Origin of the sequence: Jannaschia sp. R86511 (assembly GCF_042466345.1) — a bacterium.
Taxonomy (GTDB): Bacteria; Actinomycetota; Actinomycetes; order Actinomycetales; family JBBAYJ01; genus Aquipuribacter.
The window spans coordinates 239,830-252,341 of the sequence record NZ_JAXHCD010000001.1; the positions used below are offsets into that span (position 1 = coordinate 239,830).

Below are 12,512 nucleotides of genomic sequence, written 5' to 3' on the forward strand. Positions count from 1 at the left end.
CATGGGGGCAGTGAGCACCACCAAGGAGCGGTCCCGACCACCCGGGGACGTCATGTTGACGGTCACGGAGGTCGCCGAGTGGCTCGGTGTGGCGCGTGGGTTCGTGTACCGGTTGGTGCACGAGCGCCGTATCCGGTTCGTTCGGGTCGGCAAGCACGTGCGGATTCCCGAGTCGGTCGTCCGGGACTACATCGCGGCCGGGACGGTCGAGCCCACCCCGCGACGCCGTGGGCAGGTGGCCTGATGCCTCGGCCCCGTCGACGGTTCGGTCGCGTCCGGCAACTGCCGTCCGGCCGTTGGCAGGCGAGGTATCACGGGCCAGACGGCATCGACCGGGCGGCGCCGCACACCTTCGAGCGGCGCGCTGACGCGGACCGTTGGCTGGCGCGTATCGAGGACGACCTTCGGGCGGGTGACTGGCTCGACCCGGACGCCGGCCGCGAGCCGCTCGGCGAGTACGGCACGCGGTGGGTGAGCGAGCGAGCTGGGCTGCGACCTCGAACGCGTCGCCTGTACGAGGGACTGTTCCGGTTGCACATCTCCCCCGGGCTCGGTGGACTGCTGCTGACGGACATCAGCCCGGCGCGGGTGCGGACGTGGCGCGCGGACCTGCTGCAGAAGGGCCTGGGTGAGGTGACGGTGGCGAAGGCCTACCGGCTCCTGAAGACCATGCTGGGGACGGCGGTAGAGGATCGGGTCCTGCGGTCGAACCCCTGTCAGATCCGGGGCGCGTCGACGGAGCGGATCGCTGAACGTCCGCTGCTCACGCTGTCGCAGGTGTCAGCGCTCACCGATGCCCTGCCTGAGCGGTTCCGGTTGCTGGTCGTGCTGGGCACGTTCTGCTCGATGAGGTGGGGCGAGCTGGCGGCCCTGACCCGCGACGCCATCGACCTGGACCGCGGCGTCGTGCAGGTGCGGGTGACTCTCGTCGAGCTAGCGGACGGTCGATTGGTGACCGGCCCACCGAAGTCGGCCGCCGGCCGTCGTGTCGTGTCCATCCCGCCGAGCCTCGTGCCGGTGGTGGCTTCGCACCTCGAGGAGTTCACCGGCCGGAAGTCCTCGGCGTTGGTGTTCACGGGGGCGAAGGGAGCGCCGCTACGGCGGAGCAATTTCCAGAAGCACTGGGTGGCAGCCATCGAAACGGCCGGTGTCCCTCCGGTGCACTTCCACGACCTGCGCCACACGGGCAATACGTTGACGGCCCACTCGGGCGCGACGTTGTCGGACCTCATGGCTCGGATGGGGCACAGCTCGACGCGTGCAGCGCGGATCTACCTGCACACCTCGTCGGACCGGGACCGCGATGTCGCGGCCGCGCTGGACACGCTGATCCTGGGGCAGCGATGAGACCGCCGGCTAGTGCCGGGTCACGGTTCCGGCACGAGGAGGTCCGGGGACATACCCAGGTCCCGGAGGCGGCCGTCAACTTCGGTTCTCTGGGCTGCGGTGAGCAAGAAGTAGCAGCTGGTGCCTGCGTCGTCGACGCCGTAGGCGATACCTCCGAGGTCGACGCTGAAGCCATGCGACGCCTGCGTGCGGGTGGCCAGGGCCAGGACGGCCTCAAGCACTGTTGCGTCGGCATCGCCGTGCTTGCCCAGCTCGATGTCCGCTTCCTGGGTGGGTCGGCGCCGGAACAGGGTTCGTCCTCGGTAGGGAGCGAGTGCGGCTACGGCTGCCGCAGTGTCCGGCGTATCGCCCAGGTCGGTGAGATCGATTATAAAGCCGTCGAGGTCCGACCAGATGGTGGTCAAGACGGCGCGGCAGATCGCATCCGTCTCGGCAGGGGACGCACGGTCGGAGACGGTGAGGTCTTCAGCATCCATCACGCGGCCCAGTCTGGCGGGAGGCGGGGCGACCACAAGTCCGACCCCCGCCGGCCTCGCCTCGAGGGCCACAACGGGCACGTAGCGGGCACGCGGGTCGATCTCGGGCTCTCGCGGCGGGCGGAACCCCGCTCTGACCTGGGAGCGGATGACGGGAATCGAACCCGCACTATCAGCTTGGGAAGCTGAAGTTCTACCATTGAACTACATCCGCGAACGCCCACCGTGGCGGGCGCGACTCGAGAGCATACCCGGCCTGGCGTCGCGGTCGACTCTCCCCTCCTAGGACGGTGCCTCGAACGACGGGTCGCGGGCCGTCGTCCAGCCGGGCACCGCCTCGACGCAGGCCCGGACCTCCGCGGCGTTGTCGCGTCCGGTCACACGGACCGACCACTGCATGGGTGAGGAGAAGAAACCCAGCGCGGCAGCGACGCCGGGCAGGTCGAAGCAGCGCGCGACGGCCTCGTGGCTCGTGTCCTCGCGGGCGTCCGCGTGGCCATCGCTCTGGACCCGGAAGCCGAAGGTCTGCGCGTCGTCCGCGGTCTCCGCTGCGACAGACTCCTGCCGCACCGCCGGCACCGTTGTCGTAGCCGAGTCACGTCCGCCCAGCAGCGCGCCCGGGACGAGGGCGGCGGCTGCGACGGCGAGGGCCGACACGGTGGCCCCTGCTGCTGCCGCCCGCCGGCGGTCGCGCCGACGCCGGCGTTCCGCGAGCAGGCCGAAGGGCGGTGGCTCCGCCGGCGTGTGGGCGGCGATCTCGGCCTGGACGGCCTCACGGAGCTCAGACACGGTCGTCCACGTCCTCTCGGAGCATCGGGGCCAGGGCGGCGCGGGCACGCGACAGACGCGACTTCACCGTGCCCTGCGGAACGTCGAGCTGCTGGGCGATCGCCGCGATGCCGAGGCCCGCGCCCTGCAGCACGACCACCTCGCGCTGGGCCCGGGGCAGCGAGGCCAGGGCCCGCCGCAGGTCCACGGCGTCGCCCGTCGGCGACGGAGCCTCGGGCGGAGGGCCGTGCCGCAGGACCGCCCGGACACCGTTGAGCACCTTGCGACGACGGTTGCTCGCGAACCCCAGCGCCACCTTGCGCACCCACGCCTCCGGGTCGTCGTACGTCGACACCTTCGGCCACTGGTCCAGCAGTCGGACGAACGCGTCCTGGACGGCCTCCTCGGCGTCCTGCCGGCTGCCGCACACGGCGCCGACGACGCCGACGAGCCGCGGGTACGTCGCGGCGTACAGCTCGCGCAGCGCCTGCTCGTCGCCCACCCCACCCGTCCTCACACCTCTGACCCCCGCGAACCCGGCGTCAGGTTCCATCGTGGGACGACACCACCCCCTCGCACGCCGACCGCCCGCCCCGCGGACGGGACGGGCGGTCGGGGACGTGCAGACGGACGGGTCGCTCAGGCGGCGGGCTTGAGCAGGACCTTGGTCCAGCCGTCGACGCGCTTGTCGAACTGGTCGTAGCCCTTGGGGGCCTCCTCCAGCGACAGCTCGTGCGACACGATGGCGCCCGGGTTGGCGCGGCCGGCGACGATCAGGTCGCGCAGCTCGCGGTTGTAGGCCTTGACGTTGGCCTGGCCGGTGCCCATGGTCTGGCCCTTGCTGAAGAACGTGCCGTAGTCCAGCGTGATCCGACCCTGCTTGAGGTCGTCGGTCGGGGCGCCCGGATCCTCGGGCAGGAACACCCCGACGACGCCGATGCCACCGGTGGCCTTGACCGCACCGAACAGCTGGTTGAGCGTCATGGCCGGGTCCTCGTCGCCGGAGGCGTCGTGGGCCTGGTAGCCGACGGCCTCGACGCCGCGGTCGACGCCCTTGCCGCCGGTCAGCTCGGTGAGCTGCTCGACGACGTCGCCCTTGCTGTAGTCGACCGGGGTGCAGCCGTACTGCTCGGCGAGCTTGAGCCGGTCGGCCTGCTTGTCGACGACGAACACCTGGGTGGCGCCGCGGATCATGGCGCTGTGGGCGGCCATCAGGCCGACCGGGCCGGCGCCGATCACGGCGACCGTCTCGCCGGGCTGCTGGCCGGACAGCTCCACGCCGTGCCAGCCGGTCGGGAAGATGTCGCTCAGCATCGTGAAGTCGTTCTCGTGCTCGGTGCCCTGCGGCAGCACGAGCGCGTTGAAGTCCGCGAACGGCACGCGCAGCAGCTCGGCCTGCCCGCCGCGGTACGGCCCCATCGACGCGTAGCCGTAGGCGCCGCCGGCCATGGCGGGGTTGACCGTGAGGCAGAACGCGGTCAGGCCCTTGTTGCAGTTGTTGCAGAAGCCGCAGCCGATGTTGAACGGCAGCGACACCCGGTCGCCGACCGTGAGGCCGCTGACGCCGGCGCCGACCTCCTCGACCACGCCCATGTTCTCGTGGCCGAACACGGTCCCGGGCTCCACACCCGTACGCCCCTCGTACATGTGCAGGTCCGACCCGCAGATGTTGGTCGTGGTGATCCGGACCACCGCGTCGGTGGGGGCCTCGATGGTGGCGTCGGGGACGTCGGTGACGGTGACGTCGAACGGGCCGTTGTAGACGAGCGCGCGCATGGTTCTCCTCTGATCGGGTGCGTCGTGGTGCATGGGTGGGGTACCCGCCTGACCGGTTCGTACACTTCTCAACCACATCCGGATCCGGTCGAGGTTGGGACCCCGGGCCCACCCGGGGTCGTCGGCGTGGGAGCACGCTCGGGCCGTGGGGAGACTCGGGGCACGACGCGGCGACGCCGGTGCAGGGGCGCTGGAGTACATCGGCGTCACGCTCGTGGTCGGGCTGCTCGTCGCCGCCGTCTTCACCGTGTTCGGCGGGGCCCCGATCGCGAGCCAGGCGGCCTCGGCCGTGCAGTGCTACCTGGGCCAGGGCTGCGCCGACGGCGACGGCGGCACGACCCCGGTCGCCGCTGGCCCCGACGGCGGGTCGGCCGACGCCGGCGACTCCGCGGACGAGGACGAGGACGAGACCGACCGCGGCGACACGGCCCGTGACGCACGGGGCGACCGCCGGGACGACGCCCGCCGCGACGACGACGACACCGAGCAGGACCCCGGCGCACCGGGTGACCCCGGCAGCGAGTCCCCGTCCGTCGGGGACGGCGTCCCCGGCACCACGCCCGTCTTCCCGGACCCGCCGCCGTGGGAGCCGGTCGACGCGGGAGCCGGCGACTACGACTCCGAGGACGCGGACCTGCGGCTGCGGGCCACCGAGGTCGCCGCGGAGGTGGCCGCGAACGCCATGTCGGGCCGCTGGCCCGAGGCGGCCCGCAACCTGCTGCACTTCCTCGGGGGCAGCGGTGACGCGCTCGAGCAGGACGTCGACGCCATGCTCGGCGACCTGCCCGAGTTCCAGCAGGCCACCGACGAGACCCGGCAGCTGCTGATCAACCAGGCCATCGCCCAGGCCCAGGCCGACGGGGCCACCGGGCCCGTGACGTTCCCGATCAGCTCCGGCTGGACCGGCTTCGGCTACGACGCCAACGGCCAGCTGGTCTACGACAGCCAGAACTACTTCTACGCCCTGGGCGGCTGGCAGTACTCCGAGACCGGCTACGTGACGGTCACGCCCCCCAGCACGCCGGGCGGGGAGTGGACGTACACCTCGGAGACCACCACGCACCTGCGGGACCAGTACAACTGGGACGGCAGCAAGTCCACGAACATCCTGGGGGTGGACATCACCGACGAGCAGCTGGCCGAGCTGCACCGGGCCGGCCTCGCCCAGGAGTTCACCGCGTACGGTCAGTCCTCGACCAGGCGGACCGAGGGGAGCACGCCATGACACGGCACGCACACGCCCGCACGGCGGCGCTGGGCGCCGCGGTCCTGCTCGGGCTGGCCGGCTGCGGCTACGACATCACGGGCAAGCCGACCGGGGAGACCACCGTGCGCGACAGCACCGACCGGGCCGCACCGGCGACGGGCGGCGCCTCGACCGCCCCGACCGTCGCCCCCAGCACCGCCACCGACGCCCCCGCCGAGCAGGCCTGGGCGCTGGCCGACCTGACACCGCCCGCGGACGCCGAGGTGGTGTCGTCGGTGCAGCGGCCCAACGAGCAGGACGTGGCGTCCTACCTCGTGGTGTCGACCACCACCCCCGAGGCGGCAGCCGCGCTGTGCGACCAGCTGGGCGGGCTGCTGCCGACGCTCGGGGCGCCCCTGAGCGACCGGCAGCGGGCGCCCTTCGAGCTGACGGAGGACCCCGAGGGCGAGCTGGGGCTGTGCTTCGGGGCCGTCGACGGCGCCGAGCGCGCGGTGCAGCGCGACGTGCTGGTGGCCGAGTCCGGCGGCACGGCGACCGTGTGGCTGTCGGTCTACGAGATGCCTCGCTGAGCCACCCCGACCCGGCCGCGCCGCACCGACCGCAGCAGCCACCGCGCCGCCCAGCCGGCCAGCAGCAGCGACACCAGCAGCCCTGCCAGGGGCCACGGCCACACCACCGCGGCCGTGCCGGTCCCGGCGTCGACCTCGGCGTCGGCCGGAGCCAGGTCGTCGGCCGGAGCCAGGTCGTGGGGCTGCGCCCGGGCCCAGACCAGGAACGCGTCCGCGACCGGCAGCACACCGCCGGCGTACCGGCGGGCCGGGCCCAGCTGGACCGGGACGCCCGCCCACTCCGCCTCCCGCTGCAGCGAGTCGGCGAGCACGGCGTCGCCGTGACGGCGCGCCCCGGCCAGCGCCACGGCCGACGCGCTCAGGCTGACCCCGGCCACCAGCGGGCCGGAGTCAACGTCGCCGAGCACGGGCGACGGCACACCGGCCGGGTGCTCCCGCACCCCCACCAGCCCGGCCCGGCGCACCACGAACACCTCGGTGACCACGGCCCAGCGCCGCGCCGACAGCGCCGGGTCGACGTCGGGCCAGAACGCCGACTCCAGCAGGCTGGACGTCCCCCGCGGGCCCTCGACCGGTCGCATCGCGGCGTCCACCTCGTGCGGCAGCAGACCGGTGGCCGGGTCGGCTACCGGCCCGGCGGCGTCGACCCAGCGCTGCACCAGGTCGTCGTCGGCGCCCGTGCGCGCCAGCGCCGACACCGCGACGACGGTGTCGACCGGCCACCGCCGGCCGGGGTAGGACTCCAGGAACGGCTCGCCGCGGTCCAGGCCCGCCCGCAGCGACGCGGCGAGGCGGGCGGCCCGCTCGGCCACGTCGGCGGCGTCGTCGGGGCGTCCGGTCAGGGCGGCGCGGCGCTCCTCGACCTGCAGGGCCCAGCCCTGCAGGAACACCCCGCCGCCCTGGACCCCGAACCGGGCCGCCGTCGCGGGGTCGCGCAGCACGCCGGTGGCCTCGTCGGCCGCGGCCAGCGCCTGATCCGTCCCTGACCCGTCGGCCAGGGCCAGGTCGAGCGCGGCCATCGCGACCAGCGCCTGCGTCAGCTCGCGGCCCTCCGGGAACAACCGGGCCATGTCGTCGTCGGCGCCGGCCGCGACGGCGGGCACGAGGTGGCGCAGCTGGGCCGCGGCGAGCTCCTGGTTGCGCGCCTCGTCGACCCCGACGACCGAGCGCACCAGCCCGACCCCGGCCAGCAGGCTGCCCAGCACAGCGAGCACCAGCAGCAGCGCGACGGCGACCGTGCGGCCGCGGCTCACAGGACTGGGTTCACAGGGCGCTGGAGTGGCCGGGGAAGACGTGCGCCGACGGGTCCAGGTCGACGGCCAGGTTGTTGACCGCCGTTGCCGCCTCGCCGAAGCCGGTCGCGATGAGCTTGACCTTGCCGGGGTAGGTGCAGACGTCACCGGCGGCGTAGACCCGCGGCCTGGACGTCGCCATCCGGGAGTCGACGACCACCGCCCGGTGGTCCAGGTCGAGGCCCCACGACCCGAGGGGCCCGAGGTCGGCGTGGAACCCCAGCGCGGCCACGACGGTGTCGGCGGGCAGCTCGTGCTCCTCGCCCAGCGTCGCGGGCATCCGGCCGGACACGACGACCGAGGCCAGCACGCCCTCGACGTCGGCCCGCAGCTCGCTGACCTCGTAGCCGCCCAGCACCGGCACGCCGAGCGCCCGGACGGCCTCCACCGTGCCGGCGTGGGCCCGGAACGCGTCGCGCCGGTGGACCAGGGTCACGCTGCCGGCCACGGGCGCCAGCATCAGGGCCCAGTCGAAGGCGGAGTCCCCGCCACCGACCACCACGACGTGATGCCCGGCCAGGTCGGTCGGCCGGGGCACGAAGTGGACCAGGCCGCGGCCCAGCCAGTCGTCGCCGGCCGCCGGCAGGGGCTTGGGCGTGAACTCCCCCATCCCGGCCGTGACCAGCAGGGCCCGCGCCCGCACGCTGCGCCCGTCGGCGAGCGCGACCAGCAGGCCGTCGCCGTCGGGCTCGTCGACGAGCTCGCGGGCCTGGCAGCCCAGCAGGTACGTCGGCGCGTAGCGCGACGCCTGCTCGACCAGCCCGGCGACCAGGTCGCGGCCCTTGACGGCGGGGAACCCGGCCACGTCGAAGATCAGCTTCTCGGGGTACATCGCGGTGACCTGACCGCCGGGCTCGGGCAGCGAGTCGACCAGCGCCACCCGCAGCCCCCGGAAGCCGGCGTAGTAGGCGGCGTACAGGCCGACCGGTCCGGCCCCCACCACGAGCAGGTCCACCGGCTCGGGGTCGGTGGCCACGGCCAGCGGCGACACCCCCGGCAGCGGGTCCACCGCAGCCTCGAGCACCGCGACCTCGGCCACCCCGGCCACCCCCGGTGCCCCCGCGCCGTCCCCGCTCGTCGTCTGCACCCGCCCAGGGTGCCCCGGGGGCACCGCCGCAGGGAAGGCTCACCGGGCCGTAGGCGGCGCTGCGGATCCGTGGGATGGTGCCGGGAGCGCCCATCAGCTGCCGGGGACCCCGGGCACGTGCTGGCGACGCCTCCAGGTACGAGGAGATCCTCATGGCAGGCAAGAACAAGGGCGGTCGCGAGACCAAGAAGCCCAAGGCCGACAAGAACAAGAAGGCCAAGGGCCAGACGCCCAGCGCCGTCAGCCCCGCGATCGCGGCCATCAGCAGCAGCGGTGGTGCGGGCCGGCGCTGACGCCGCCCGTGGCTCCGGGTCGTCCTCCGACCCGCCGCAGGGGTTCCCCGACCGTCGCACGAGGGTCGGGGACCCCCTGTCGGGTGACCGCCCTTGCCAAAGTTACCGGCGAGTAGCATCCTGGTGGTTGCCAGCGGGTAACCCACGCTGACCAGGTACGGGACGAGGTCGTCCCGCGAGCACGGAGGACAGGACCATGGGCCACTACAAGGCGAACCTGCGGGACATCGAGTTCAACCTGTTCGAGGTGTTCGGCCGTGACGCGGTGCTCGGCGCGGGCCCGTACGGCGACGTGGACCGCGAGGTGGCCCACGAGATCCTGACCGAGGTCGGCCGGCTGGCCGAGAACGAGCTGGCGGCCTCGCTGCAGGACTCCGACGCCCACCCGCCGGTCTTCGACCCCGCGACCCACTCCGTGACGCTGCCGGAGTCGATCAAGAAGTCGTACCAGGCCTACCTGGACGCCGAGTGGTGGCGGATGGACGTGCCCGCCGAGCTGGGCGGCACGGTGGTCCCGCCCTCGCTGCGCTGGGCCGTGGCCGAGCTCGTGCTGGGCAGCAACCCGGCCGTGCACATGTACTCCTCCGGCTTCGCGTTCGCCAACACGATGTACCGCCTCGGCAACGAGGACCAGAAGACCCTGGCCCGGCACATGGTCGAGCAGCAGTGGGGCGCCACCATGGTGCTGACCGAGCCGGACGCCGGCTCCGACGTCGGGGCCGGTCGCGCCAAGGCGGTCCAGCAGCCCGACGGCACCTGGCACATCACCGGGGTCAAGCGGTTCATCACCTCCGCCGAGCACGACATGACCGACAACGTCGTCCACCTGGTGCTGGCCCGCCCCGAGGGCGCCGGCGCGGGGACCAAGGGCCTGTCGCTGTTCGTCGTGCCCAAGCTGCACGTCGACCTCGAGACCGGGGCGACCGGCGAGCGCAACGGCGCCTTCGTCACCAACGTCGAGCACAAGATGGGTCTCAAGGTGTCGACGACCTGCGAGGTCCGCTTCGGCGAGGTCGACGGCCTCCCCGCGGTCGGCACCCTGCTGGGCGACGTCCACGACGGCATCGCCCAGATGTTCAAGATCATCGAGTACGCCCGGATGATGGTCGGCACGAAGGCCATCGCCACGCTGTCCACGGGCTACCTGAACGCCCTGGAGTACGCCCGGACCCGGGTGCAGGGCGCGGACCTGGTGCAGATGGCCGACAAGACGGCCCCGCGGGTGACCATCACCCACCACCCCGACGTCCGCCGGTCCCTGATGACGCAGAAGGCCTACGCCGAGGGCATGCGGGCGCTGATCACGTACACGGCGACGTTCCAGGACACGGTCGACGCGGCCGAGCGGGCCGGCGAGCACGACGAGCAGGCCGAGCGGGTCAACGACCTGCTGCTGCCGCTGGTCAAGGGCTGCGGGTCGGAGCGCTCCTGGGTGCTGCTGGGCACCGAGAGCCTGCAGACCTTCGGCGGGTCGGGCTTCCTGAGCGACTACCCCGTCGAGCAGTACGTCCGCGACGCCAAGATCGACACCCTGTACGAGGGCACGACCGCCATCCAGGGTCTCGACTTCTTCTTCCGCAAGATCGTCCGGGACAAGGGCCGGGCCCTGGGCTACGTGTCGGGGCAGATCATGGAGTTCGTCAAGGCCGACGACGGCTCCGGCGAGCTCGCGGCGGAGCGGGACCTGCTGGCGCACGCGGTGGACGACGTGCAGGGCATCGTCGGCACCATGGTCGCCGCGCTGACCTCGGCCGACCCCCGCAGCGGGCCGGAGGCCGACCCGCGCAACGTGTACCTGGTGGGGCAGAACTCCTCGCGGCTGCTGCTGGCCGCGGGCGACCTGGTCGTCGGCTGGCTGCTGCTGCGTCAGGCCGAGGTGGCCCTGGCTGCGCTGGGCGGCGAGGGCGTCAGCGCCCGGGACCGCGACTTCTACACCGGCAAGGTGGCGGCGGCCCGGTTCTTCGCCCGCACCGTGCTGCCGCGTCTGACCGCGGAGCGCCGCATCGCCGAGACGGTGGACAACGGCCTGATGGACCTGCCCGAGAGCGCGTTCTGAGCCTGCGGCACCGCACGACGGGCACCGCGCACGACGGAGGGGCCGAGCATGTGCTCGGCCCCTCCGTCGTGCTGCGTGGTGCTGGCTGTCAGCTGGCGACCTTGAGGCCGCGGACCTCGTCGCGCGCGGCGACGACCTCGGCGTGCTGGCGCTGCACGACGGTGCGGAAGCCGTCGCTGAGGTCCTCCTTGAGGGCCTCCTCGTAGGCCTGGACGCTGTGGTCCTCGCCCTGGACCGCGGCGTCGAGGACGCCGTCGGGGTCGTCGCCGGACACGGCGTCCTTGAGGGCGAGCCAGCCGCGGTGTGCCGCGGCGGCGACGGAGCCGCTCTCGTCGACGTCGTCGCCGTAGGCGTGGCCCATGTCCACGATCTCCTGCGCGAACTGGCCGCGCTGCGTCGCGAAGCGGCTCATGGTGGCGGCCCACTCGGGCCGGTTGCTGCTGGTCAGCTTGTCGGCGGCCTCGCCGAAGCCCTTCTGGCCGTCCTTCAGGGTCGTGACGAGGTTCTTGGCTGCGTTCTTGTCATCGGACATGCGGGGTGTGTACCCACGCAGACCGGACGTGAACCTCGCTCAGCGGTCGGGTTGGAGCGGGACACCGAACCGCCCGTCGTGGACCACGTCCGCCAGCGGGCGCCGCCCCCGTCGCAGGCTGGGCGAGCGCCGGTCGGGTGCGGGGTGGCCCAGGCTGACCACGCCCACCAGGCGCCGCCCGGCGGGCACGTCGAAGGCCGCGCGGACCGCGTCGTGCCGGTGGTCCGGCACCCCGAAGAAGCAGGCCCCGAGGCCGGCGTCGACCGCCCCCAGGAGCAGCAGCAGGGCCGACATGCCGGTGTCGACGTCCCAGTAGGGCACGGGCCAGGCCTCTGTCCCGGCGCCGCGCGCCGCGGCGCCGGGTGCCGCCCGGCTGCCGGCCTTGTCGGCTTCGGCGTAGCGCGCGACGTACCGGTCGGGGTCGGACAGGCACAGCACGAGGACGGGGGCGCTCCGCATGCCCCGCAGCCAGCGGTCCGGTTCCGAGAGCGGCCCGTCGTGGGACCCGTCGCCCGGGACCCCCGCGGCCACGTCCCAGAACCGGTCGCGGTCGGCGCCGCGCAGGACCAGCAGGTCACGACCCTGGGTGTGACCCGCTGACGGTGCGCGGCCGGCCTGCTCCAGCAGGTCGGTCAGGACGTCGTCGTCCACCGGTCGGTCCGGGTCGTAGCTGCGCACCATGCGTCGGGCGCGGACGACGTCTCGGTGCTCCACGACCTCAGCCTGCCCGCCGGGCACGCAGCAGGCACGCCGACCGGCGGTGGCCGGTCAGGCGTGCCTAGGGTGCTGCGGTGCGGTCGTCGACCTGTCGGTCGGTGACGTGTCAGTCGATGACGTTGTCGCTGCGGCGCACGGTCTCGGTGCCGTTGGCCGTCTGGTTCTGCTCGACGACCTCGGTCCGGCTGGTCCGGCGCGGCCCCGCCCGACGGGACATCAGGCCGATGCCGATGATGAGCCCCACGGCGCCACCCAGCATCAGGATGTAGCCGATGAACTGAAGGTTGAAGCCGCCGATCGCGTCGGACTCGACGCCGAAGGCGAGGATGGCGCCCAGGATGATGAGGCCGATACCGCTGCCGATAGTCATGCGGCCCGGGTACCCCGGCCCC

Annotated in this window: 15 protein-coding genes and 1 tRNA gene; 6 read left to right on the forward strand and 10 right to left on the reverse strand. The window is 73.3% G+C overall.

The genetic code is table 11. The features are described 5' to 3' along the window. The first annotated feature begins 1 nt into the window (after position 1). Both SJY06_RS01160 and SJY06_RS01165 read left to right on the forward strand, forming a co-directional pair. Positions 2-244 (forward strand): helix-turn-helix domain-containing protein, encoded by a 243-nt coding sequence (locus SJY06_RS01160; RefSeq protein WP_380163790.1) that lies wholly within the window; start codon positions 2-4, stop codon positions 242-244. Then, positions 244-1,347 (forward strand): tyrosine-type recombinase/integrase, encoded by a 1,104-nt coding sequence (locus tag SJY06_RS01165; protein WP_380163791.1) that lies wholly within the window; start codon positions 244-246, stop codon positions 1,345-1,347. Before SJY06_RS01160 ends, SJY06_RS01165 begins: the two co-directional genes overlap by 1 nt. A 20-nt stretch (positions 1,348-1,367) precedes the next feature. Here the strand turns inward: SJY06_RS01165 and SJY06_RS01170 are convergent, their stop codons facing one another. From SJY06_RS01170 to SJY06_RS01190, 5 genes are all read right to left on the reverse strand, one after another. Continuing rightward, complete coding sequence (locus SJY06_RS01170) at positions 1,368-1,826, reverse strand: hypothetical protein (RefSeq protein WP_380163793.1); 459 nt, start codon at positions 1,824-1,826, stop codon at positions 1,368-1,370. Between the two features lie 140 nt (positions 1,827-1,966). Continuing rightward, positions 1,967-2,037, reverse strand: a tRNA-Gly gene (locus SJY06_RS01175). 68 nt (positions 2,038-2,105) lie between these two features. Next, complete coding sequence (locus SJY06_RS01180; protein ID WP_380163795.1) at positions 2,106-2,612, reverse strand: hypothetical protein; 507 nt, start codon at positions 2,610-2,612, stop codon at positions 2,106-2,108. Further along, complete coding sequence (locus SJY06_RS01185; RefSeq protein ID WP_380163797.1) at positions 2,605-3,093, reverse strand: RNA polymerase sigma factor; 489 nt, start codon at positions 3,091-3,093, stop codon at positions 2,605-2,607. Before SJY06_RS01185 ends, SJY06_RS01180 begins: the two co-directional genes overlap by 8 nt. A gap of 137 nt (positions 3,094-3,230) precedes the next feature. After that, positions 3,231-4,367, reverse strand: a complete 1,137-nt coding sequence (locus tag SJY06_RS01190; protein WP_380163799.1) for a glutathione-independent formaldehyde dehydrogenase — start codon at positions 4,365-4,367, stop codon at positions 3,231-3,233. Positions 4,368-4,512: 145 nt separating this feature from the next. Here SJY06_RS01190 and SJY06_RS01195 point away from each other — a divergent pair, with 145 nt between their 5' ends. Both SJY06_RS01195 and SJY06_RS01200 read left to right on the forward strand, forming a co-directional pair. Beyond that, a complete protein-coding gene (locus SJY06_RS01195) occupies positions 4,513-5,592 on the forward strand; it encodes a hypothetical protein (protein WP_380163801.1) in 1,080 nt (359 codons plus the stop codon). Beyond that, the gene (locus SJY06_RS01200) at positions 5,589-6,143 is read left to right on the forward strand and encodes a hypothetical protein (RefSeq protein ID WP_380163803.1); all 555 of its coding nucleotides are present in this window, start codon (positions 5,589-5,591) and stop codon (positions 6,141-6,143) included. Before SJY06_RS01195 ends, SJY06_RS01200 begins: the two co-directional genes overlap by 4 nt. On the opposite strand, the gene SJY06_RS01205 is transcribed toward SJY06_RS01200, so the two are convergent. After that, positions 6,125-7,396, reverse strand: a complete 1,272-nt coding sequence (locus tag SJY06_RS01205; RefSeq protein ID WP_380163805.1) for a hypothetical protein — start codon at positions 7,394-7,396, stop codon at positions 6,125-6,127. The genes SJY06_RS01200 and SJY06_RS01205 overlap by 19 nt on opposite strands. A 10-nt stretch (positions 7,397-7,406) precedes the next feature. Beyond that, positions 7,407-8,522 (reverse strand): FAD-dependent oxidoreductase, encoded by a 1,116-nt coding sequence (locus SJY06_RS01210; protein WP_380163807.1) that lies wholly within the window; start codon positions 8,520-8,522, stop codon positions 7,407-7,409. A gap of 152 nt (positions 8,523-8,674) precedes the next feature. Between SJY06_RS01210 and SJY06_RS01215 the strand changes: the two genes are divergently transcribed. Both SJY06_RS01215 and SJY06_RS01220 read left to right on the forward strand, forming a co-directional pair. Continuing rightward, a complete protein-coding gene (locus SJY06_RS01215) occupies positions 8,675-8,815 on the forward strand; it encodes a hypothetical protein (protein ID WP_380163809.1) in 141 nt (46 codons plus the stop codon). Positions 8,816-9,011: 196 nt separating this feature from the next. Further along, positions 9,012-10,871, forward strand: coding sequence for an acyl-CoA dehydrogenase (locus tag SJY06_RS01220; RefSeq protein WP_380163811.1), 1,860 nt, complete (start codon positions 9,012-9,014; stop codon positions 10,869-10,871). An 88-nt stretch (positions 10,872-10,959) separates the two neighbouring features. On the opposite strand, the gene SJY06_RS01225 is transcribed toward SJY06_RS01220, so the two are convergent. From SJY06_RS01225 to SJY06_RS01235, 3 genes are all read right to left on the reverse strand, one after another. Next, positions 10,960-11,403 (reverse strand): PA2169 family four-helix-bundle protein, encoded by a 444-nt coding sequence (locus SJY06_RS01225; RefSeq protein WP_380163813.1) that lies wholly within the window; start codon positions 11,401-11,403, stop codon positions 10,960-10,962. A gap of 39 nt (positions 11,404-11,442) precedes the next feature. Continuing rightward, a complete protein-coding gene (locus SJY06_RS01230) occupies positions 11,443-12,117 on the reverse strand; it encodes a nitroreductase family protein (protein ID WP_380163815.1) in 675 nt (224 codons plus the stop codon). A gap of 109 nt (positions 12,118-12,226) precedes the next feature. Further along, on the reverse strand, positions 12,227-12,490 hold the full coding sequence (locus tag SJY06_RS01235; protein ID WP_380163817.1) for a DUF6458 family protein: 264 nt from the start codon (positions 12,488-12,490) through the stop codon (positions 12,227-12,229). Between the last annotated feature and the right edge of the window lie 22 nt (positions 12,491-12,512).

What these genes read in the sequence shown, in the direction of transcription:
- SJY06_RS01200 (WP_380163803.1), top strand. Translation starts at nt 5,589, where the DNA reads ATGACACGGCACGCACACGCCCGCACGGCGGCGCTGGGCGCCGCGGTC.
- SJY06_RS01220 (WP_380163811.1), top strand. Translation starts at nt 9,012, where the DNA reads ATGGGCCACTACAAGGCGAACCTGCGGGACATCGAGTTCAACCTGTTC.
- SJY06_RS01165 (WP_380163791.1), top strand. Translation starts at nt 244, where the DNA reads ATGCCTCGGCCCCGTCGACGGTTCGGTCGCGTCCGGCAACTGCCGTCC.
- SJY06_RS01160 (WP_380163790.1), top strand. Translation starts at nt 2, where the DNA reads ATGGGGGCAGTGAGCACCACCAAGGAGCGGTCCCGACCACCCGGGGAC.
- SJY06_RS01225 (WP_380163813.1), bottom strand. Translation starts at nt 11,403, where the DNA reads ATGTCCGATGACAAGAACGCAGCCAAGAACCTCGTCACGACCCTGAAG.
- SJY06_RS01235 (WP_380163817.1), bottom strand. Translation starts at nt 12,490, where the DNA reads ATGACTATCGGCAGCGGTATCGGCCTCATCATCCTGGGCGCCATCCTC.
- SJY06_RS01215 (WP_380163809.1), top strand. Translation starts at nt 8,675, where the DNA reads ATGGCAGGCAAGAACAAGGGCGGTCGCGAGACCAAGAAGCCCAAGGCC.
- SJY06_RS01190 (WP_380163799.1), bottom strand. Translation starts at nt 4,367, where the DNA reads ATGCGCGCGCTCGTCTACAACGGCCCGTTCGACGTCACCGTCACCGAC.